The organism is Streptomyces sp. NPDC014656 (assembly GCF_043084305.1).
Classification (GTDB): domain Bacteria; phylum Actinomycetota; class Actinomycetes; order Streptomycetales; family Streptomycetaceae; genus Streptomyces.
Map to the genome: position 1 here is coordinate 764,745 of NZ_JBIBZN010000002.1, position 20,763 is coordinate 785,507.

The window sequence follows — 20,763 nt, forward strand, 5'->3', positions numbered from 1 at the left end:
ATGGCGCCGCATCCTGTCAGCGCGACCCGCCCCCTCCGGCCGCGACACCGCCGTACCGGCCCCACCGTCCCCCACCCGGCCCACAGGGAGAATGGGACGGTGACCGACCTCGCCGCCTTCACCGCCCTGCTCGCCCCCGAGGGCCAGACCCTCCTCGCCGCCCTGCGCGACTACGACCCCGCCCGGGAACTGGCGGTCGCCTCCCGGCTGCGCCGCGACCACCCCGCCGAGCTGGTCTCGGCCGCCCTCGGGCAGGCCCGGCTGCGGCAGCGCGCGGCGGCGAAGTTCGGCGCGGAGGACGCGTACCGCATGTACTTCACGCCGAACGGCGTCGAGCAGTCCACCCGGGCCGCGGTCGGCTCCTACCGCGCCGCCCGGCTCAAGGAGCTCGGCGTGGGCAGCGTCGCCGACCTCTGCTCGGGCATCGGCGGCGACGCCCTGGCGCTCGCCCGCGCCGGCATCTCCGTCCTCGCCGTCGACCGGGACCCGCTCACCGCCGAGGTCGCCCGCGCCAACGCCGCCGCGCTGGGCCTCGCGGACCTGATCGAGGTCCGCTGCGCCGACGTCACCGAGATCGACACCGCCCCGTACGACGCCGTCTTCGTGGATCCCGCGCGGCGCGGCGGCCGGGGCCGGATCTTCGACCCCGAGGCGTACTCGCCGCCGCTCTCCTGGGCGGTCGGGGCCGCCCGCAAGGCCCCGCGGGCCGCCCTGAAGATCGCCCCCGGCATCCCCCACGAGACCGTCCCCGCCGAGGCCGAGGCGGAGTGGATCTCGGACGGCGGCGACGTGAAGGAGGCGGTGCTGTGGTTCGGCACGGAGCCGGGCGCGCGCCGCGCCACCCTGCTGCCCTCCGGCGCGAGCCTCACCGGCCGGGGCCTGCCCGACCCGGCGGTCCGCCCGGTCGGCCGGTACCTGTACGAGCCGGACGGCGCCGTCATCCGCGCCCACCTGGTCGCCGAGCTCGCCGAGGAGCTGTCCGGCGGCCTGGTCGACGAGACGATCGCCTACGTCACCGCGGACGCCCTCGTCCCCACCCCGTACGCCTCCGCCTACGAGATCACCGACGTGCTCCCCTTCAACCTCAAGAAGCTGAAGGCCCTGCTGCGCGAGCGCGAGGTCGGCAACCTGACGGTGAAGAAGCGCGGTTCGGCCGTGGAGCCCGAGGAGGTCCGGCGGAAGGTGCGGCCGAAGGGCCCGAACGCGGCCACGGTCCTGCTCACCCGTGTCGCGGGGGCTCCGACGATGCTGATCGGCCACCCGGTGCGGGCGGAGCGATCCTGATCGCCATCCGGTAGTGCCCGACGGCCTTGAAGAGCCCGATCAGGCCGTTGATCCAGAAGATGAGCGCGACGCCCATGCCGTACGCGACCGGCCCGCGTCCCTCCGCCGGGTCCGCCCCGGCCGGCACCGCGAAGCCCAGCCACAGCCCGAGGCCGCACAGGGCGGCGGAGAGCACCATCCAGCAGACGCTCAGGACGGGCGCGCGCAGCCGCGCGTCCGTCGGCGGGTGCCGGTCCAGGGCCACCCAGCGGAGGAGCCGTTCCCGCGCCTCGCGGTCGCGGCGCACCCCGCGCACGGCCAGCCAGACGCCCGGCACCAGCACCCCGAGGCCGAGGACGGAGACGATCAGCCCGAGGAAGAAGGCGAGCGGGTCGTAGATCGTGCCGCCGAGGTCGACGAGCGTCACCCCGACCATGCCCCAGCCCAGCTGGAGCACCAGCACCGCCCCGGCGAACAGCGCGAACCGGCCGCCCCCGAGCAGCCGGCGCCGCAGGACCTCCAGCGCCAGCGCCCGGTCGGCGAGGAGGGCCTCCCGGTCGGGCCAGCTCCGCAGCTCGGCGGGCGGGGGCGGCGGGGGCAGGGTCGTGTGCGGGGCCATGCCGAGCAGCCTACGGCGCCTTTCCGGACGGGAGTTCGGCCGCCCGGGCGCGCAGCAGCGCCCGCTCGCGCTCGTTGCGCGTCAGCTCCGCCGCCCGGCCGAACTCCGCCCGCGCCTCGGCGACGCGGCCCAGCCGGGCCAGCAGGTCGCCGCGGACGCTCGGGAGCAAGTGGTAGCGGGCCAGGGAGGGTTCGGCGGCGAGGGCGTCGACGAGGGCGAGGGCGGCGGCCGGTCCCTCGGTCATCGAGACGGCCACCGCGCGGTTCAGCTCGACCACCGGGGACGGGGCCCGCTCCATCAGCCGCCCGTACAGTCCGGCGATCACCGCCCAGTCCGTCTCCTCGTACGAGGCGGCCCGCGCGTGGCAGGCGGCGACGGCGGCCTGGAGGGCGTACGGGCCGTGGTCGCGTCCTCCCCCGGACTCCGTCCGGGGGGACCCCCAGGCCCGGGCGAGGGCGTCGTAGCCGCGCCGGACGAGCAGCCGGTTCCAGCGCCGCCGGTCCTGGTCGGCGAGGAGCACCGGGTGCCCGTCGGGGCCGGTGCGGGCGGGGATCCGGGAGGCTTGGAATTCGAGGAGGGCGGCGAGGCCGTGCGTCTCGCTCTCGTCCGGCAGCAGGGCGGCGAGGCCTCGGGCCAGCCGGAGCGCGTCCTCGCAGAGCGCGGGGCGCAGCAGGTCGTCGCCGGCGGTGGCCGCGTACCCCTCGTTGAAGACCAGGTAGACGACCTCCAGGACGGAGCCGAGCCGGGCCGCCCGCTCCGGCCCGTACGGCACCTCGAACTCCGTGCCCGCCTTCGCGAGCGCCCGTTTGGCGCGGGTGATCCGGGCCGCGACGGTCGCCTCGGGGACCAGGAAGGCGCGGGCGACCTCGTCGGTGCGCAGCCCGCAGACGAGCCGCAGGGTGAGCGCCGCCCGGGCCTCGGCGGAGAGCACCGGGTGGCAGGTGGTGAAGACCAGCCGCAGGACGTCGTCGTCGATGTCGCCGGGGCCGGAGGGCTCGGGGTCGTACGCCTCCTCCGGCAGGGACCGGCCGACCTCGGCGAGCTTGCGCGCGTACGTCTCGCGGCGCCGCACCAGGTCGACGGCGCGGTGCTTGGCGGTGGCCGTCAGCCAGGCTCCCGGGCGGTCCGGGACCCCTGACCGCGGCCACTGCTCCAGGGCGGCGACGAGGGCGTCCTGGGCGATCTCCTCGGCGATGCCGACGTCCCGGACGACCCGCGTCACCGTCGCGATGATCCGCGCCGACTCCATCCGGAAGACCGTCTCCAGCGTGCTCTCCACCGTCACGGTCCCCATGACAGCACAGGCGGGCTCAGCCCTCCGGCGCCTCCTCGACCTCGCGGACCTCCAGGCCGACCCTCCAGTGCGGCGGGTGGACGGCGAGGAACCGCTTGCTCCACTCGACGGCCTCGGGCATGTCCTTGCACTGGAGCATCGCGTAGCCACCGACGACCTCCTTGGTCTCGGTGAACGGGCCGTCGGTGAAGGACAGCTTCCCTTCCGACCAGGTGATCCGGGTGGACTCGGCGGTGGGCCGGAGGCCGGCGGTGTCCACCATGACGCCGGCCTTGGTGATCTCCGCGAAGAGGGCGCCCATCCGCTCCTCGAAGCCGGGGTCGGCGCTCTCCATGTCGATGGCGTTCTCCTCGATGCGGACGAGGGCGAGGAAGCGGGGCATGGTGACTCCTGGGGTGCGGTGGCGGGGCCGTTCCCCGCCTTCCACTCCTACGTCGAACGGGCCGGGTCCGCATCGACACCGCGCCGGAAGAATCTTCTAGACGTAGTCCTCCAGGCGGGCCACCGTGAAGCCCTGCTCCTGGATCTTGCGGAGCAGGGTGGCGGTCATCTCGGTCATCGTGCGGCCCTTGAGCTCGCCGGGGCCGCGGAAGTGGGCGAGGACGATGTCGCCGGGGTGGAGCTTCCGGTCGCCGCGCTGGTACTGCATGTTCTTGATCTGCATGGACTCGCGCCAGAGGACGATCGCGTCGACGCCGCAGGTGCCGGCGGCGGCGCGGGTGGCCTCGTTCCAGTTGCCGAAGGGGGGCCGGAAGAGGCGCGGGGCGGTGCCGTAGCGCTCGCGCAGCTTCTCCTGCTGGCCGCAGATCTCGCGGCGCTGGGCGTCCGGGGAGAGGGTGCGCAGGTTCGGGTGGGTGAGGGTGTGGTTGGCGACGCCGTGGCCCTGGGCGACGAGCGGGTCGAAGTAGCCGTAGTTCCCGCTGATCACCGAGTCGGTGAGGAACATCGTGAAGGGGACGCCCAGCTCGGCCGTCATGCGGACGAACTCGGGGTCCTTCTCGGCCCCGTCGTCGATGGTGAGGAAGACGACCTTGTCCTCGGTCGGGATCTCGCTGATCACCGGGACCGGGCCGCCGGGGGTCCGCTTCACCGGCTTGACGGCGGGCGGGGCGGGCGGCGCGGCCAGCGGCTCGATCCCCCACTTGCGGTACGCGGCGGCCCGGGCCGCCTCCGGGGCCCGGGCGGGCTTCGGGGCGGCGGCCCTCTCGGGGGCGGCCCCCTCGGGGCCGGCCTCCTCCGGGGCGGCGGGGGCCGGCCGCGGGGCCGGGGGCGGGGTCTCGGCCGTGCAGCCCGTCATCAGGAGCGCCACCGCGGTCAGCGCCGCCCACATCGCGATCTGCTTCTTCACGGGCTGTGGGATGCCCGATCCGGTCGAAAGGTTGCCCGAAAGCCGAACTGTTCGCCTATTCGACCGATTCGAAGCGCCAGCGGTGCACCGGACGGGTGATCAGCGCGGCGTCCGGCTCGGGCAGCTCGGGCAGCTCGGCGTCGAGGGCGTCCACGTCCCACCAGGTGAGCACGAGGACCCGGTCCTGGGGGGCCCGGAAGACCTCCCGGCGGGCCGGCTCGCGGGCCAGGACCCGCGCCGCGGCCCGGGCCCACTCCAGGAGTTCGGGGCCCCGGCCCTGCACGGCCCGGGCCTCCCACATCAGCGTGACCCTCACGAGTACAGGTTCTCCTTGCTGATCTCGTGCACGTGGTCGTGGTCGTGGGTGTGTCCGGGGACGTGCGGGTCGGTCACCGGCAGCGAGGAGTCCGCCGACAGCTCCAGGTCGGAGGCGGCCCTGCCCCGGGCGACCATCTCGGAGCCGAGCGCGGCGACCATGGCGCCGTTGTCGGTGCACAGGCCCGGCCGGGGCACCCGGAGCCGGATCCCGGCCCGCTCGCAGCGCTCCTGGGCGAGGGCCCGCAGCCGCGAGTTGGCGGCGACGCCGCCGCCGATCATCAGGTGGTCGACGCCCTCGTCCTTGCAGGCCCGGACGGCCTTGCGGGTGAGGACGTCGACGACGGCCTCCTGGAAGGAGGCGGCCACGTCCCGGACCGGCACCTCCTCGCCGGCCGCCCGCTTGGCCTCGATCCAGCGGGCCACGGCGGTCTTGAGGCCGGAGAAGGAGAAGTCGTACGCCGGGTCCTTGGCGCCGCTCAGGCCGCGCGGGAAGGCGATGGCGGCCGGGTCGCCCTCCCTGGCGAGCCGGTCGATGACCGGGCCGCCGGGGAAGCCGAGGTCGAGGACGCGGGCGATCTTGTCGAAGGCCTCGCCGGCCGCGTCGTCGATGGTGGCGCCCAGCGGCCGCACGTCGGCGGTGATGTCGGCGGAGAGCAGCAGCGAGGAGTGCCCGCCGGAGACGAGCAGCGCCATCGTCGGCTCGGGCAGCCGCCCGTGCTCCAGCTGGTCGACGCAGATGTGCGAGGCCAGGTGGTTGACGCCGTAGAGCGGCTTGCCCAGCGCGTAGGCGTACGCCTTGGCGGCGGAGACGCCGACGAGCAGCGCGCCCGCGAGGCCGGGGCCCGCGGTGACCGCGATGCCGTCGAGGTCCTTCGCGGAGACGCCGGCGGTCTTCAGGGCCCGCTCGATCGTCGGGACCATCGCCTCCAGGTGGGCCCGGGAGGCGATCTCGGGCACGACGCCGCCGAAGCGGGCGTGGGTGTCGACGCTGGAGGCCACGGCGTCGGCGAGCAGGGTGGTGCCGTGGACGATGCCGACGCCGGTCTCGTCGCAGGAGGTCTCGATGCCGAGCACGAGGGGTTCGTCAGCAGCCATCAGATATCGGTCCCAGTTCCTTGAACAGTCAGTCGCATCACGAGCGCGTCGACGTTGCCCGGCTGGTAGTAGCCGCGGCGGAAGCCGATGGGCTCGAAGCCGAAGCGCTCGTACAGCTTCTGCGCCCGGGTGTTGTCCACGCGCACTTCGAGCAGGACCTCGTCGCACTCGAAGGCCGTGGCGTGCTGGAGGAGGTCGGTGAGGAGCCGGGCGCCGAGCCCGGTGCCCCACTGCGAGCGGGCGACGGCGATGGTCTGCACGTCGCCGAGCCCGCCGGCCGCCGCGAGGCCCGCGTAGCCCGCCAGCGCGCCGGAGGGGGCTTCGGCGACGACGTACCGCCGGGTGGCCCGGGGTCCGCGCGCGTGCGCAAGCTCGGACCAGAACATCCCTTCCGACCAGGCGTCCTCGGGGAACAGCTCCGCCTCCAGGGCGAGCACCTCCGGCAGGTCCCACCAGCGCATCTCGCGCAGGACGGTGCCGTCGGCCACCGCTTCCCCGCTCACGTGGGGGTGACCACCTTGTAGTTCTTCGGCACCTGCGCGTCGGGCCGCCGCAGGTACATCGGCCGCGGGTCGAGGAAGCCCCCGCCGCCCGCGGCCAGCCGCTCCGCCGCGAGGGCGGCGAGCGCGCCGGCGGACTGGTGCTCGGGGCCGCGGGCGTCGGGGAAGGCGTCCGGGTAGAGCAGGGCGCCCGCGCCGACGACCGGCAGCCCGGCGAGCCGCTCGGCGATCTCGGCGGGCCGGTCGACGGAGGCGTCGCCGGCCCGGGTGCGGGCGTCGTCGTACCGCGCCCAGTAGACCTCCTTGCGGCGGGCGTCCGTCGCCACGGCGAAGGGGCCCTCGATGCCGGAGGCGTACGCGAGGCCGTCGAGGGTGCACAGGCCGTGCACCGGCACCCCGCCGAGGGCGGAGGAGAAGGCGGCGGCCGTGACGAGTCCGACCCTGAGGCCGGTGTAGGGGCCGGGGCCGACCCCGACCACGATCCCGGTCACCGCGTCGAGCGCGGTGCCGGCCTCCTTGAGGACCCGGTCGACGGCGGGGAGCAGCAGCTCCCCGTGGCGGCGGGCGTCGACGCGGGTCGACTCGGCGACGACGGCCGTGCCGTCGTGGAGGGCGACGGTGACGGCGGGGGTGGCGGTATCCATGGCGAGCAACAGCACGCGAACAGCCTACGGCGCCACGAGCGGGCGATGCGGCGCGCGGCCCTCCGGGGGCCCGGCTGCTACCGTCAGGCCCGACAGCGCGTCAGGCTCGGCACGTACGTACGAAGAGGTGGAGACGGTGGCAAGGAGCAGCTCGGGATTCGTGGCCGGGCTCACCGCGGCGGCCGTCGCCGTGGTCGCCTTCCTCGCCTACCAGGCGTCGGCGAGCGTGCCGGCGGACCTCGCGGAGCAGCCCCGGACCCCGGGCACGGTCGCTCCCTCGGCGTCGGCGCCGGCCGGGGCGAAGAAGCCGGTGAAGAACCCGCTGACGGTCCCGGCGGCCTCGGGCAAGGGCGAGCGCGTGGTGTACGCGCTGGGGGACCGCCGGGTGTGGCTGGTCGACGAGAAGAACAAGGCGGTCCGCACCTTCACGGTGGCTCCGAGCTCGGTGAGCCCGGAGCCGGGGGCCTACGCGGTGACCTCCCGGTCCAATTCGGTGCGCGGCTCCGACGGGGTGCAGATCGAGCACGTGGTCCGCTTCGCGACGGTGGACGGCGTGACGATCGGCTTCAGCGCGGCCGTGGACGGCTCGATGCCCGCGGCCGACCCGGCGAGGAAGACCGGCGGCATCCGGATGAAGCGGGCGGACGGTGACGCGACGTGGACCTTCGCGTCGATCGGCGCGAAGGTCGTCGTCGTCCCCTGAGGCCCCTGGGCCCCTGACGTCCCCGGTACGGGTGACGCGGCGCCGGTACGGGCGCCGCCCCGGTGCGGCTAGGCGGCCTCATCCCTGAGGTCCGCCTCCGGCTCCGGCTCCCTGGCGGCGGGCGCGAGGTCGCGTCTCGGCGGGGTCGAGACGGCGCTGGCCGCCGCGCAGGAGGCCAGCAGTTCGCTCATCGAGACCTGCTCCTCGGCGGGGCGGTCGTCGCGCTCCGGCATCTGCGTCGCCATGCATGCCTCCCGTAGGTTAGGTTCACCTAACCAGCTCGTACCTCCATGTCACCACGGAGCGGAGCGACGGCGCAACATTTTCCCGACATGCTGTCGGAACCTACGTACGTTCACAGCAGGACGAGGTCCTCCCCGGCCCAGCGTCCGCCGATCCCGCGCAGCACGACCGTGCGCCGGTCGTCGTCGGTGTCGCCGGTCACCCGGTGGATCAGCACGTGCAGCCGGTCGTCGGTCAGCTCCTCGACCTTGCCGTCGCCCCACTCCACGACCACCACGGACTCGGGCAGCGAGACGTCGAGGTCCAGGTCCTCCATCTCGTCGAGGCCGCCGCCCAGCCGGTAGGCGTCCACGTGCACCAGGGCCGGGCCGCCGGAGAGCGGGGGGTGGACGCGGGCGATGACGAAGGTCGGCGAGGTGACCGCGCCGCGCACGCCCAGGCCCTCGCCGAGGCCGCGGGTCAGCGTGGTCTTCCCGGCGCCCAGCTCGCCGGTGAGCATGACGAGGTCGCCGGGGCGGAGGAGTTTCGCGAGCCGGCGGCCCAGCTCCCCCATCTGCTCGGGGGAGTCGACGGAGAGGGTGGCGCCGGAGACGGACGGGTGCGCTGCTTCCATACCCGCCAACCTATCCGTTGTCCGGGCCCTCCCCGGCCCTGGCCAGCAGGGCGCCGAGCGCGTCCGTGACGGCCTCGGGCCGCTCCAGCATCACCAGGTGGCCCGCGTCGGGGACGACGACCAGTTCGGCGCCGGGCAGGGCCTCGGCGATGGCCTCGGTGTGCGCGGCGGGGGTGACGAGGTCCTGGTCGCCGACGAGGGCCAGCGCCGGCAGGCCGCGGAAGGCGGCGAGGGCCGCCCGCTTGTCGTGCGCGCCGAAGGCCGGGTAGAACTCGGCGACCACGTCGACGGGGACGGACTCGATCATCCGCTCGGCGAACCGGACGACGGCCGGGTCGACGTCCGCCGAGGCGAAGGAGTACTTCTTCACGAGCCCGGCGAAGAGGTCCGCGGTGGCCCGCCGCCCCTTCTCGACGAGCTCCGCCTGCGAGCCGAGCGCCCGCAGCACCCCCGGCAGGACCTTGCGGACCGCGTTGACCCCGGTGAGCGGCAGCCCGTACGAGACCTCCTCCAGGCGCCCCGAGGAAGTGCCGATCAGGGCGATGCCGACGACCCGGTCCCGGACCAGCTCCGGGTACAGCTCGGCGAGCGCCATCACCGTCATCCCGCCCATCGAGTGCCCGACGAGGACGAGCGGCCCCTCGGGCGCGGCGGCGTCGATGACGGCCCTCAGGTCGCGGCCGAGCCGGTCGATGGTGACGGGCACCCCGTCGGGCCCCGCCTGGGAGGCGCCGCGGGCGGAGCGGCCGTGCCCGCGCTGGTCCCAGGAGACGGTCCTGACCCGGCCGCGCAGGGCGGCCCGCTGGTAGTGCCAGGAGTCCTGGCTCAGGCAGAAGCCGTGGGAGAAGACGACGGTGACGGGACCGGCGCCCGCGTCCGTCCCGCCCGCCCCGTCGGTCCCGTCGGCCTCGTCCGTCTCGTAGGCCAGGGCCGTGCCGTCGTCGGCGAGCGCCCGTCCCGGGGTGCCCCGCAGGGTGCCGTAGGGGCCGGTGGAGTCCAGGGCGAGCCGGGCCTTGCGGCGTACCGAGCGGCCGACGGTCAGCCGTTCGACGGCCACTCCGGCCGCCGCTCCGGCGGCCAGCACGCCTATCGCGGCCCCGGCGAAGCCCGCGCGCCGCCAGCCGCCCCCGGTCGTCTCCCCCACGACGGGCTACTCCCCCACGTACACGCGCGGCACGCGCGCGCCGATCCGGGTGACGATCTCGTACGCGATGGTGTCGGCGGCCTCCGCCCAGTCCTGGGCCGTCGGCTCGCCGTGCTCGCCGGAGCCGAAGAGGACGGCCTCGGTGCCGGGCGCGGGCCGGTCGCCGCCGAGGTCGACCACGAACTGGTCCATGGCGACCCGGCCGGCGACCGTGCGGACCTCGCCGTCGACGAGGACCGGGCCCCGGCCTGAGGCGTGCCGGGGGACGCCGTCGGCGTAGCCCACCGGGATCAGGCCGAGGGTGGTCTCGCCGCCGGTGACGTAGTGGTGGCCGTAGGAGACGCCGTGCCCGGGCGGGACCTCCTTCACCAGGGCGACGGCCGCCTTGAGCGACATCACCGGGCGCAGCCCCAGCTCGGCGGAGGTGCCGAGCTCGGGCGCGGGCGAGACGCCGTACATCGCGATGCCCGGGCGGACCAGGTCGAAGTGGGCCTCGGGCAGGGTGAGGGTGGCCGGCGAGTTGGCGATGTGCCGGACCTCGGGCTCGACGCCGGCCTTCTCCGCGTACTCCGTCATCGAGCGGAAGACGTCGAGCTGGGCGGCGATCGAGGGGTGGCCCGGTTCGTCCGCGCAGGCGAAGTGGGACCAGAGGCCGGTGACCTTGACCAGGCCCTCCTTCTCGGCCTTCAGGGCCTCGGCGACGAGCGCGGGCCAGTCGGCGGGCTGGCAGCCGTTGCGGCCGAGGCCGGTGTCGGCCTTGAGCTGGATGCGGGCCGTGCCGCCGGTCGCGCGGGCGGCGGCGGTGACCTCGTCGAGGGCCCAGCGCCCGCTCACCGCCATGTCGAGCCCGGCCTCGATGCCGGCGTCCCACGGGTCGCCCGGGGTCCACAGCCAGCACAGGACGGGCACGTCGGTGATCCCGGCGGCGCGCAGCGCCAGCGCCTCCTGCGGGGTGGCGGTGCCGAGCCAGCTCGCGCCCGCGTCGAGGGCGGCGCGGGCGCAGCGCACGGCGCCGTGGCCGTACGCGTCGGCCTTGACGACGGCCATGACCCGGACGTGGGGGGCGACGCGGGCGCGCAGCGCGCGGACGTTGGCGCGCAGCGCCCCGAGGTCGATCTCGGCGCGGGCTCGGCTGGGCGGCGGCGGTGTCTCAGTCATCGCGCCCAGTCTCTCAGGTGGTCACCGCCCCGGCCGCTTGCCCCAGATGTAGACCCGGTCACCCTCGCGGAGGACGGACCAGAGCCTCTCGGCGTTCTTGTAGGTCAGGTTCACGCAGCCGCGGCTCCCGGTGGGGGTGGCGATGGCTCCGTAGACGCCGTGGAAGGCCTGGCCGCCGTCGAAGAACTGGGAGAACGGCATCGGCGTGTCGTAGAGGGACGACCAGTGGTCCTTGTGGCGCCAGTAGACGGAGTGCCAGCCGGTGCGGGTGCGGTAGCCGGCCCGGCCGCTGCGGACGTTGACCACGGCGTACGTGATCTTCCTGCCCTTCTGCACCCACATCAGCTCGCGGTTCAGGTCGACGCAGGCGACCGGGTGGGAGCGGACCGGGCACTTCCCGGCGGCGTTGGGGTTCTCGCGGGCGGCGAGGAGTTCGGCGCGGCCCCAGGTGACGGGGCCGGCGTAGCCGTTGGCGGGCTTGATCTTCTGCTGGACCTGGAAGGCGCGGATCGCCCGGCAGTCGGCGGCCGACTGCTTCCCGTCCGCCTTCCGCTTCAGCAGCCGCTCGACCTGCCGCTGATAGATCCCGGTCCGCGCGGTGCAGGCGGCCTCGGCGGCGCCGCGCGGGAGGTACTCGACGAGTTCGTCGACCTCCTCCTCCGGCTCGGGGACGGGCACCTCGCCGTCGGGGGCGATCGGCGGGAGGACCTGGTCGGGGGTGTCCATGGGGTACTCGGGGCGGCCGGCGCCGGCGATGCCGGGGACGAGGACGTCGGCCGGAGCCTCGGCGCCGGATCCGGCGGGGACCCCGGCCTCGGCGGGGGGCGGGTCCTCCCCGTGCGCGGGGGCGGCGCCGGTCAGCAGGGCGGTGGCGAGCAACGGCGGCAGGATGCGGCTTCTCCATCTGGTCACCGCTCCATCCGAACCCGCCCCGGTCCGGCCCGGCACGCGCTGACCCCCGGGCGGAGCAGCGGAGTTGGTCCGACCGGGGGCGCGGGGCGGTCAGGGCTCGCGGACGTCCCGCCAGGCGGCGCGCAGGGCGTCGGCGACCTCCGTCGCGGTGATCGGGCCGGCGCCGGCGGCGGCCCGGCGGGCGGCGAGTCCGTGCAGGTAGGCGGCGCAGGAGGCGGCGTCGACGGCGCCGAGTCCGGCGGCGAGGAGGGAGCCGGCCAGACCGGACAGGACGTCGCCGGAGCCGGCGGTGGCGAGCCAGGGGGTGCCGGTGGGGTTGACCCGGACGGGTCCGGTGCCGCCGGGTCCGCAGACCAGGGTGGTCGAGCCCTTGAGGAGGACGGTGGCGCCGTAACGGGCGGCGAGCGCGCGGACGGCGGCGAGCCGGCCGGCCTCCACGGCCGCCCGGTCGGTGCCGAGCAGGGCCGCCGCCTCGCCGGCGTGCGGGGTGAGCAGGGTGGCGGCGGAGCGGCCCCGGACGGCCTCCGGGTCGAGGGCGCGCAGGCCGTCGGCGTCGACGAGGACGGGCACGTCGGAGGCGAGCACCTCGGCGACGGCGAGCCGGGCGCCGGGCCCCTCGCCGAGGCCGGGGCCGACGGCCCACGCCTGGACGCGGCCGGCCTTCCCGGGCGGGCCCGCGTGCACCAGGGTCTCGGGGTGGGCGGCGATCACCGCGTCGCGCGCGTGGCCCACGTACCGGACGGCCCCGGCGCCGCCGCGCAGCGCGCCCGCCACGGCGAGGACGGCGGCGCCGGGGTACCGCTCGGAGCCGGCGACGATCCCGAGGACGCCCCGCCGGTACTTGTCGCTCTCGGCGGCCGGCGCGGGCAGCATCCGGGCCACGTCCTGGTGCTGGAGCGCCTCGGCGTCGGGCACGGACGGGAGGGTGGCGGCGAGCCCGATGTCCACGAGCCGCAGGGCGCCGGCGTACTCCCGGGCGGGGTCGACGAGCAGCCCCGGCTTGTAGGTGCCGAAGGTGACGGTGGCGTCGGCGCGCAGGGCCTCGCCGGTGACCTCGCCGGTGTCGGCGTCGACGCCGCTGGGCAGGTCGACGGCGACGACGACCGCGCCGGAGCCGCGCGCGGCCCGGGCGACGGGCACGGCCTCGGGGCGCAGCCCGCCGGTCCCGCCGATGCCGGTGATGCCGTCGAGGACGAGGTCGGCGGCGGCCAGCGCCTCGTACGGGTCCTCGGTGACGCGTCCGCCGGCCGCCCGCAGCGCGGCGAGTCCGGCGTCGTGGGCGCGGGCGCCGAGCAGCACGGCGGTGACCCCGGCGCCGCGCCGGGCGAGCCGGGCGCCGGCGTAGAGGGCGTCGCCGCCGTTGTCGCCGCTGCCGACGAGGAGGACGACCCGGGAGCCGTACACCCGTCCCCTGCCGAGCAGCGAGCAGCAGGCGGCGGCGAGTCCGGCGGCGGCCCGCCGCATCAGCGCGCCCTCGGGCAGCCGCGCCATCAGCGCCGACTCGGCGGCCCGGACGGTCTCCACGTGGTGAGCGGTACGCATGGTCAGCAGTCTGCCCCAGGCGCGGGGTCCGCGCCCGGAGGGGGCGGCGGGGGCGCCGCCCGCGGGCCCTTCCAAGCACCGGCCGGAAAGCGCGGCTTGACGCCCCCTCACGCTCCAACTTAGGTTTGCCTTACCTAACTAGTCCTGCCCCGGAAGGCCGGCTCCGCCATGCGCGCCCGCACCCGCACCGCCCCCACCTCCGCCCTCGCCCTCGCCTCCGCGAGCGCCCTCGGCCTCGCCTCCTCCGCGTCGGCCGCCACCGCCGGCCGCCCGGTCACCGTCACCGCCCCCGGCACCCACGCGGGTCCGGCCACCGGCCCCGCCCTCGCCTCCACCGGCGGCGGCGGGACCCTCCCCCTCGCCCTCGCGGCAGCGGGCTTCGCCGCCCTCGGCGGCCTGGCCGTCGTACCGGCCCGGCGACGGCAGCGCGCCGAGGAGGAACCGGCCCCCTAGGGGGCACCGGCTCCGCGCGCGGCACTCGCATCCATCGCCGGCCCTGGCGGTCGCGCGCGGCACGGAACGGGGCCCGGTACCGCCTCCCCGCGGCCGGGCCCCGCTCTCGTAGCGACGCACCCGCCGGTACGGCTCAGCCCTCGGCGATCACCACCGCCGAGGCCACCCCGGCGTCATGGCTCAGCGAGACGTGCCAGTGCTTCACGCCCAGCTCGGCGGCGCGGGCCGCGACCGTGCCGCTGACCCGCAGCCGGGGGCGGCCGGTGGACTCGACGTACACCTCGGCGTCCGTCCAGAGCAGGTTGCCCGGCGCTCCGAGCGCCTTCGCCAGGGCCTCCTTCGCGGCGAAGCGCGCCGCGAGGGAGGCCGGGCCGCGCCGCTCGCCGCTCGGCAGGAGCAGCTCGGCGTCCACGAAGAGGCGCCGGACGAGCGCCGGCGTGCGTTCCAGCGACGCGGCGAAACGGTCGATCTCCGCCACGTCGATCCCCACCCCGATGATCATTTCCTCACTCACTCCACCGTCACGGACTTGGCCAGGTTGCGGGGCTGGTCCACCTCGTTGCCCCGGGCGGTGGCCAGCTCGCAGGCGAAGACCTGGAGCGGCACCGTGGAGACGAGCGGCTGGAGCAGCGTGGGCGTGGCAGGGACGCGGACGAGGTGGTCGGCGAAGGGGACGACGGCCTCGTCGCCCTCCTCCGCGATCACGATCGTCCGGGCGCCACGGGCCCGGATCTCCTGGATATTGGAGACGATCTTGTCGTGGAGGACCGAGCGCCCCTTGGGCGAGGGCACCACGACGACGACCGGCAGGTCCTCCTCGATCAGGGCGATCGGCCCGTGCTTCAGCTCGCCGGCCGCGAAGCCCTCGGCGTGCATGTACGCCAGCTCCTTGAGCTTCAGCGCGCCTTCGAGGGCCACCGGGTAGCCGACGTGCCGGCCGAGGAAGAGGATCGTGTCCTTGTGGGCGAGGGAGCGGGCGAGGGCCCGGACGGGCTCCATGGTCTCCAGGACCCGCTCGACCTCCTCGCCGATCCGGGCGAGCTCGCGGACGACGGCGTGGATCTCGTCGCCCCACTTGGTGCCGCGCACCTGCCCCAGGTAGAGGGCGAGGAGGTAGCAGGCGACGAGCTGGGTGAGGAAGGCCTTCGTGGAGGCGACGGCGACCTCGGGCCCGGCGTGCGTGTACAGCACGGCGTCGGACTCGCGGGGGATGGTCGACCCGTTGGTGTTGCAGACGGCGAGGACCTTGGCGCCCTGTTCACGGGCGTGCCGCAGCGCCATCAGGGTGTCCATGGTCTCGCCGGACTGGGAGATCGCGATGACGAGCGTCCGCGACCCGAGGATCGGGTCGCGGTAGCGGAACTCGCTGGCCAGCTCCACCTCGCAGGGGATCCGGGTCCAGTGCTCGATGGCGTACTTGGCGATGAGGCCGGCGTGGAAGGCGGTGCCGCAGGCGATGATGACGACCTTGTCGGCCTCGCGGAGCACCGCGTCCGGGATGCGCACCTCGTCGAGGGTGAGCCGCCCGCTCGCGTCGATCCGGCCGAGGAGGGTGTCGGCGACGGCCTTCGGCTGCTCGGCGATCTCCTTGAGCATGAAGTGGTCGTAGCCGCCCTTCTCGGCGGCGGAGGCGTCCCAGTCGACGTGGAAGGCGCGGACCTCGGCCGGCGCGCCGCCGAAGTCGGTGACGGTGACCCCGTCCCGGGTCAGCTCGACGACCTGGTCCTGTCCGAGCTCGATGGCGGAGCGGGTGTGCGCGATGAAGGCGGACACGTCGGAGGCGAGGAAGTTCTCCCCCTCCCCGACGCCGACCACGAGCGGCGAGTTCCGCCGCGCGCCGACCACGACCTCGGGCTGGTCGGCGTGGACGGCGACGAGCGTGAAGGCCCCGTCGAGCCGCCGGCAGACCAGCCGCATCGCCTCGGCCAGGTCGCCGACCGAGGAGAACTCCTCGGCCAGCAGGTGGGCGACGACCTCGGTGTCGGTCTCGGAGAGCAGCTCGTGCCCGCGCTCGGCCAGCTCCTCGCGCAGGGCGGCGAAGTTCTCGATGATCCCGTTGTGGACGACGGCGACGCGCCCGGCGTTGTCGAGGTGCGGGTGGGCGTTGGCGTCGGTCGGCCCGCCGTGGGTGGCCCACCGGGTGTGCCCGATCCCGACGGACCCGCCGGCCAGCGGCCGGTCCACCAGCTCCTTCTCCAGGTTGACGAGCTTCCCCGCCTTCTTCGCGGCGGCGAGCCCGCCGTCCGCGAGCACGGCGACCCCGGCCGAGTCGTACCCCCGGTACTCCAGCCGCTTCAGCCCCGCGACGACCACATCAAGCGCCGACTGCCCGCCGACGTATCCCACGATTCCGCACATGACGGCAGCCTACGGCGACCGGTCCGGAATCGGACGGAGCGCACACGGAACGCACGCGGAAGGCCGCACCCCTGGCTGGGGTGCGGCCCTGGTCATGCGGTCAGGCCGTGGGCGTCACGTCACCAGGTGCCCGGGCGGGCGTACCAGCCGCGGGCCGGCCGGTCGACGGTGCCCGCCGCGTTGCCGTGGAAGGTGAACACCCTCGTCTCGCCGATGGCGTAGTTGTACGAGGTGGTGATGTCCGGGTAGCCGTCGGCGTTCATGTCGCCGGCCACGAGGTTCCCGGTGCTCGTCGAGTACCAGTTGCCGGGGAGGCTGGCGTACGGCGTCACGAAGCCGTCGAAGCCGCCGTCGGTACGGGCGTGGAAGATCCGGGCCTCGGTGCGCCCGTCGTCGTACCCGTACATGAACGCGAGGTCGTCACGGCCGTCCTTGTTGAAGTCGGCCGTCGTCATCTTGCCCCGGCTGCGCTCCCAGACGCCGGCGGGCGCCGACCAGGAGCCGACGTAGTTGCTGAGGTGGCCGTCGGCCTTCGCCGCGAAGGTGAAGAGACGGGCCTCGCCGGCGGCGTAGCCGTAGAGGGCGACGATGTCGTCCCGGCCGTCGCCGTTGGTGTCGCCCATGGTGTAGCTGGCGGAGTTCATGTACCACCAGGTCGCCGGGGTCTTGAACGACAGCACCGGGTTCTCGAAGGTGCCGTCGGCACGGGAGAGGGCCCGGTAGACGCCCAGGACGCCGTTGCCGTGGTCGTAGGTGAAGGCGAGGTCGTCGCGGCCGTCACCGTTGAGGTCGCCGGCCAGCATCGTGCTCTTGGACCAGTCCCACTGGCCCGTGGGCAGGTCGATGCTGGTGCGCCCGACGGGCCCGCCGCTGGCCTGGCTCAGGAAGGTGTACGCCTTGACGGCGCCGGTTCCGTAGCCGTAGAAGCCCACGAGGTCGTCGCGGCCGTCGCCGTTGAAGTCGCCGGACGCCCACTTGCTGCTGTCGTAGTACCAGTCGCCCGGGTCGTCCGTGGCGTAGTACTCCTGCGGCGGGTTGTGGCCGTCGTTGGCGTTGGCCCTGGAGACGTAGAGGCCGATGCCGCCCTTCTCGTAGTCGTAGACGGTGAAGATGTCGGTCCTGCCGTCACCGTCGTAGTCGCCGGCCAGGTCGGTGCGCAGGTGCGCGGTCCGGTCGGTCCAGGCGTGCTCCGCGACGTGACCGGTCTGCCGGTTCCAGCGGATGTAGCCGTTCTTGAAGGTGGTGCGCCGGCCGCCGTAGACGGTGTACTCGGCCGAGGTCGGGAATCCGAGGGCGCCGGTGTGGCCGCCCTTGCTCAGCCAGTGGGTGCGGATGCTGCCGGTGACGGGCCAGGCACCGGTGGTGGAGTTGTAGTAGAAGGAGTGGTTGTCGGTGGTGGACGTGCCCGAGCGGAAGTGCTGGACGAGGCCGGTGATCCCCGTCGTCGCGACCGCGTCACCGGTCGGGTAGCCGTAGACGCGGACGCCGCCGAGCTTCACGTACTGGTTGTAGATGGCGCCCGTGATCATCTGGGAGCCGATGCCGTCGCGCCAGTAGATCGCGCCGGCCTTGCCCGCCTTGCTGAAGGTGATGAAGGTGCCGCCCTGGACGCCCGTCTGCCGCTCGTCGGCGGTCGGGTACCCGAGGGTGCCGGTCTCGCGTCCGGCGGTGACCCACCGGCTGAAGACGCCGTTGGCGACGGACCAGGCGCCGGTGGTCTTGCTCCAGGAGATGGCGCGGTCGGTGGCGGTGGTGCCGGGCTGCGCGAAGTTGACGTACCGTCCGCCGTCGCTGACGGTGGTCACGCCGGAGGTCGGCTTGCCGAAGACGGCGGCGCCGCCCAGGGCCTCGTACTTGCCCAGGATCGGACCGCAGATGGAGATAGCGGTGGTGCCGGTCGCCGGGGCGAAGGACTTGCACTCGTTCCAGTCGTAGCCGGTGGTGGTGATGTAGCGGGCGGCCTTGAAGGACTGGCCGTTGACGGGCGCCTGACCGGAGTAGACGTGCGCACGGCCGAGCCCGTCGCGCGACCAGAGGTCGGCGAAGCCGTCGTTCTCGAAGTCGCCGGTGGTCGACAGGTTGGGCACGTCGACGGCCTTGAAGCCGGTGGCGATGGAGGTCTGGCGGACCGCGGGGTCGCCGTAGACGGTCAGGTCGGCCAGGACGTTGCCCTGACCGGGCGTGGTGGCGCGCTTGCTCGTGTACTGGTGGATGGTGCCCTTGACCTTGTCACGGGCCCAGATCTCCGGGAGGCCGTCCTTGTTCAGGTCGCCCGGGGTCATGATCGTCATGTCCTGCCAGTCGGCGTTGCCCAGCGCGATCGGGCCGCTGAAGTTGTCCAGCAGGCCGCCGGTGCGCGAGCCGAGGTAGAGCCAGAGGTTGGCGCCCTCCTTGACCAGCAGATCGGGGAAGTCCCGCTCGTCGATCACGCCGTCGGGGCCGCCGTAGGGCGCTCCGTCGTCGTCGCTGAGGCTCGGCACGGAGACGATCTCGGCGCCCTTGGCCCAGTGGTTGTCGCAGTCGATGCGGACGGGGTCGTAGCAGTTGTTGACGGCGATCGTCAGGTTCTGCCGGTCGCGGTCGCCGGTCAGCAGCTTGCCGCCGCCGTTGCCCCGGTAGGCCCACAGCTCGTAGGTGCTGGGGTCGTCTTCCGCGGGCTGCAGGGAGACGAGGTCCTCGTAGTAGTCGTCGTCGTCCCAGCTGCCGCCCACCGACACGGTGCCGGAGGCGAACGACTCGTCCTTCGCGGACATACCGGTGCCGAAGGTGCCGTCACCGCGGCTCGGGTAGGACCACAGCGTGCCGGCGCCGGGGTCGAGGGCGACGAGGTCGACCAGGTCGTCACCGTTCAGGTCGCCGAGCTTGTCCCGCTTGTCCGAACGCGACGGGATGAACAGGTAGGCCTTCACGCGGGAGCGGTTGTTGGCCGCGTCCTCGCTGCGCACGTACAGGTACTGCGGTCCGTTGCTCATCGGCCGGACGGGGACGGTGACCGATCCGCCGGTCGCGGTGGGCTTGGCCGACTTCTCCTTGGTGTCGTAGTCGGTCCACCAGATGTACTCGGTGATGTCGTTGGTCTCGCCCGGGGCGGGGTTGGCCGCGAAGGTGAACGAGCCGGTCGTCCGGGCCGGCTTCGCGCAGGGGGTGCCCGCCGGCAGGTCGGGCGTGCAGCCCTTGCCGACGTTCTCCGGCCACTGCAGCGAGCTGACCTTCGGCGCGTTCTTCGGACCGGTGCGGTCGTAGGTGAAGTAGCAGCGGCCCGCGCGCGGGCTGTTGCCGACGCTGTCCTTGACGATCGCCTCGTACCAGAAGGTGGCGGACGGCAGGGTCGTGCCGGCGGGGATGCGCAGCTGGGCGGTGCCGCCGCTGCTGGCGTTGCGGGAGACGGTCTTGGCCGGCTGGCCGTTCTGGGCCCACTTGAACTCGACGTCGAGGTCGGCGTCCTCGGCGTCCCTGAACTTCGACGCGCTCAGCACGATCTCGTCGGTGGTGCCGATGATGCCGCCCGCACACGGCAGCGACGGGTCGATCGACAGCGTCGGCCGCGTGGGAAGCGTGTTGTAGTACGTCGACACCCGCGCGGAGTTCGGGTCGAACTTGCGCCACGAGGTGTCGACCGCGTTCGACTTCGAGGTCAGGACGAAGGACCAGCTGCCCCACTTGTCGTCGACGGCGTCGTTGATGCCGCTGGTGACGTCGAACTCGACGAGTCCGGCCGAGTCGGACGGGCAGTTGCGGCCGCCGTAGGACTCGCCGGAGGAGTCGACGAGGGCGCCCCAGGCGGGCTGGTTGTTCCAGGTGATGTTGGTCGGCAGGTTGTTGCCGATGGTCTTGACCTGGACGTCACCGGAGTTGCAGGACCAGGAGCCGGCGTGCGTCTGCTTGATGCGCAGCGTCGACTTGATGATGTCCTTGCCCGCGAGGCTTCCGATGGGGATGCGGAAGTAGGTGTTGGCGCGGACGGTGCCGCCGTTGTCGCCGTCGATGGAGACGCCGACGCGGGCGTGGTCGGAGAGGGTGCCGCCGTTGTAGTAGACGGTGTTCTCGGTGTTCGCGTAGTAGGAGTGCTTGTACGCGATCGACCAGGCGTTCTTCCAGGCGTCGGGGGCCCACTTGGGGTCGATGACGACGGGGAAGACCGTCTCGGGGTCGTCCAGGAGCTTGGCGTCCGGGGTGAGGGTGATCTTGCCCGCGCCGAGCTTCACGCCCAGCTTGGCCCGGTTGCTGCCCTCGACCGCGCCCTCCAGGGTCTCCTGGAGGGAACGGGCGGCGGTCGGCTTGGCGGCCTTGGGGGTCTTCGGGTCGATCGCGGTGGAGGTCTCCGAACCGGCCGAGTCCCACATGTGCGGCTGCGGAGCGGCGAACAGCGCGTCGCGGGAGGGGTTCTTGGCCAGGAGCTCGCCCGCCTCGCCCTGGGTGACCTGCAGGCCGCGGGTCCTCAGACCGAAGTCGACGGAGCGCACGGCCGGGTTCTTCGCGGCGGCGGGCGTCTTGACGACCAGCGCGTGGGAGAAGGAGACGTCGTCCGCGGTGGCGGTCAGGTCGACACCGGGAAG

At 74.1% G+C, this 20,763-nt stretch carries 20 protein-coding genes; 3 read left to right on the plus strand and 17 right to left on the minus strand.

Features of this window, described 5'->3' with window-relative positions; all coding sequences use genetic code 11:
- The gene (locus ACF1ED_RS07330; RefSeq protein WP_391757450.1) at positions 1-1,284 is read left to right on the plus strand and encodes a methyltransferase domain-containing protein; all 1,284 of its coding nucleotides are present in this window, start codon (positions 1-3) and stop codon (positions 1,282-1,284) included.
- Here ACF1ED_RS07330 and ACF1ED_RS07335 read toward each other — a convergent pair.
- The 8 genes from ACF1ED_RS07335 to tsaB form a co-directional block, all read right to left on the minus strand.
- A complete protein-coding gene (locus ACF1ED_RS07335; protein WP_391757452.1) occupies positions 1,220-1,882 on the minus strand; it encodes a hypothetical protein in 663 nt (220 codons plus the stop codon). The genes ACF1ED_RS07330 and ACF1ED_RS07335 overlap by 65 nt on opposite strands.
- Before the next feature lie 10 nt (positions 1,883-1,892).
- Positions 1,893-3,176 (minus strand): RNA polymerase sigma factor, encoded by a 1,284-nt coding sequence (locus tag ACF1ED_RS07340; RefSeq protein WP_391757454.1) that lies wholly within the window; start codon positions 3,174-3,176, stop codon positions 1,893-1,895.
- Positions 3,177-3,192: 16 nt separating this feature from the next.
- On the minus strand, positions 3,193-3,558 hold the full coding sequence (locus ACF1ED_RS07345) for a YciI family protein (protein ID WP_391757456.1): 366 nt from the start codon (positions 3,556-3,558) through the stop codon (positions 3,193-3,195).
- Positions 3,559-3,654: 96 nt separating this feature from the next.
- A complete protein-coding gene (locus ACF1ED_RS07350; protein ID WP_391757458.1) occupies positions 3,655-4,524 on the minus strand; it encodes a polysaccharide deacetylase family protein in 870 nt (289 codons plus the stop codon).
- A gap of 55 nt (positions 4,525-4,579) precedes the next feature.
- Complete coding sequence (locus tag ACF1ED_RS07355; protein ID WP_391757460.1) at positions 4,580-4,840, minus strand: hypothetical protein; 261 nt, start codon at positions 4,838-4,840, stop codon at positions 4,580-4,582.
- Entirely contained in the window at positions 4,837-5,937 is a 1,101-nt protein-coding gene (tsaD, locus tag ACF1ED_RS07360) for a tRNA (adenosine(37)-N6)-threonylcarbamoyltransferase complex transferase subunit TsaD (protein ID WP_391757462.1), read from the minus strand. Before tsaD ends, ACF1ED_RS07355 begins: the two co-directional genes overlap by 4 nt.
- Positions 5,937-6,398, minus strand: coding sequence for a ribosomal protein S18-alanine N-acetyltransferase (gene rimI / locus ACF1ED_RS07365; RefSeq protein WP_391757529.1), 462 nt, complete (start codon positions 6,396-6,398; stop codon positions 5,937-5,939). Before rimI ends, tsaD begins: the two co-directional genes overlap by 1 nt.
- A 38-nt stretch (positions 6,399-6,436) precedes the next feature.
- Positions 6,437-7,096: a tRNA (adenosine(37)-N6)-threonylcarbamoyltransferase complex dimerization subunit type 1 TsaB gene (gene tsaB, locus ACF1ED_RS07370; RefSeq protein WP_391757464.1), complete on the minus strand. Its 660-nt coding sequence runs from the start codon at positions 7,094-7,096 to the stop codon at positions 6,437-6,439.
- A gap of 145 nt (positions 7,097-7,241) precedes the next feature.
- Between tsaB and ACF1ED_RS07375 the strand changes: the two genes are divergently transcribed.
- Positions 7,242-7,784: a hypothetical protein gene (locus tag ACF1ED_RS07375; protein ID WP_391757531.1), complete on the plus strand. Its 543-nt coding sequence runs from the start codon at positions 7,242-7,244 to the stop codon at positions 7,782-7,784.
- A 68-nt stretch (positions 7,785-7,852) separates the two neighbouring features.
- Here ACF1ED_RS07375 and ACF1ED_RS07380 read toward each other — a convergent pair whose 3' ends face one another.
- The 6 genes from ACF1ED_RS07380 to ACF1ED_RS07405 form a co-directional block, all read right to left on the minus strand.
- The gene (locus tag ACF1ED_RS07380) at positions 7,853-8,029 is read right to left on the minus strand and encodes a hypothetical protein (protein ID WP_391757466.1); all 177 of its coding nucleotides are present in this window, start codon (positions 8,027-8,029) and stop codon (positions 7,853-7,855) included.
- Between the two features lie 110 nt (positions 8,030-8,139).
- Entirely contained in the window at positions 8,140-8,640 is a 501-nt protein-coding gene (gene tsaE, locus ACF1ED_RS07385) for a tRNA (adenosine(37)-N6)-threonylcarbamoyltransferase complex ATPase subunit type 1 TsaE (RefSeq protein ID WP_391757468.1), read from the minus strand.
- A gap of 10 nt (positions 8,641-8,650) precedes the next feature.
- Positions 8,651-9,784 (minus strand): alpha/beta fold hydrolase, encoded by a 1,134-nt coding sequence (locus ACF1ED_RS07390; protein WP_391757470.1) that lies wholly within the window; start codon positions 9,782-9,784, stop codon positions 8,651-8,653.
- A gap of 6 nt (positions 9,785-9,790) precedes the next feature.
- A complete protein-coding gene (alr, locus tag ACF1ED_RS07395; RefSeq protein ID WP_391757472.1) occupies positions 9,791-10,942 on the minus strand; it encodes an alanine racemase in 1,152 nt (383 codons plus the stop codon).
- A gap of 21 nt (positions 10,943-10,963) precedes the next feature.
- On the minus strand, positions 10,964-11,854 hold the full coding sequence (locus ACF1ED_RS07400) for a L,D-transpeptidase family protein (protein ID WP_391757474.1): 891 nt from the start codon (positions 11,852-11,854) through the stop codon (positions 10,964-10,966).
- 90 nt (positions 11,855-11,944) lie between these two features.
- A complete protein-coding gene (locus ACF1ED_RS07405; RefSeq protein ID WP_391757476.1) occupies positions 11,945-13,396 on the minus strand; it encodes an NAD(P)H-hydrate dehydratase in 1,452 nt (483 codons plus the stop codon).
- A gap of 168 nt (positions 13,397-13,564) precedes the next feature.
- On the opposite strand from ACF1ED_RS07405, the gene ACF1ED_RS07410 reads away from it, so the two are divergent.
- A complete protein-coding gene (locus tag ACF1ED_RS07410) occupies positions 13,565-13,849 on the plus strand; it encodes a hypothetical protein (RefSeq protein WP_391757478.1) in 285 nt (94 codons plus the stop codon).
- A gap of 133 nt (positions 13,850-13,982) precedes the next feature.
- On the opposite strand, the gene ACF1ED_RS07415 is transcribed toward ACF1ED_RS07410, so the two are convergent.
- The 3 genes from ACF1ED_RS07415 to ACF1ED_RS07425 all read right to left on the minus strand — a co-directional run.
- Positions 13,983-14,351: a holo-ACP synthase gene (locus tag ACF1ED_RS07415; RefSeq protein ID WP_200426054.1), complete on the minus strand. Its 369-nt coding sequence runs from the start codon at positions 14,349-14,351 to the stop codon at positions 13,983-13,985.
- Between the two features lie 8 nt (positions 14,352-14,359).
- A complete protein-coding gene (gene glmS / locus ACF1ED_RS07420; protein WP_391757480.1) occupies positions 14,360-16,207 on the minus strand; it encodes a glutamine--fructose-6-phosphate transaminase (isomerizing) in 1,848 nt (615 codons plus the stop codon).
- Positions 16,208-16,326: 119 nt separating this feature from the next.
- The coding region (locus tag ACF1ED_RS07425) for an FG-GAP-like repeat-containing protein (RefSeq protein ID WP_391757482.1) at positions 16,327-20,763 on the minus strand (4,437 nt) is incomplete at its 5' end.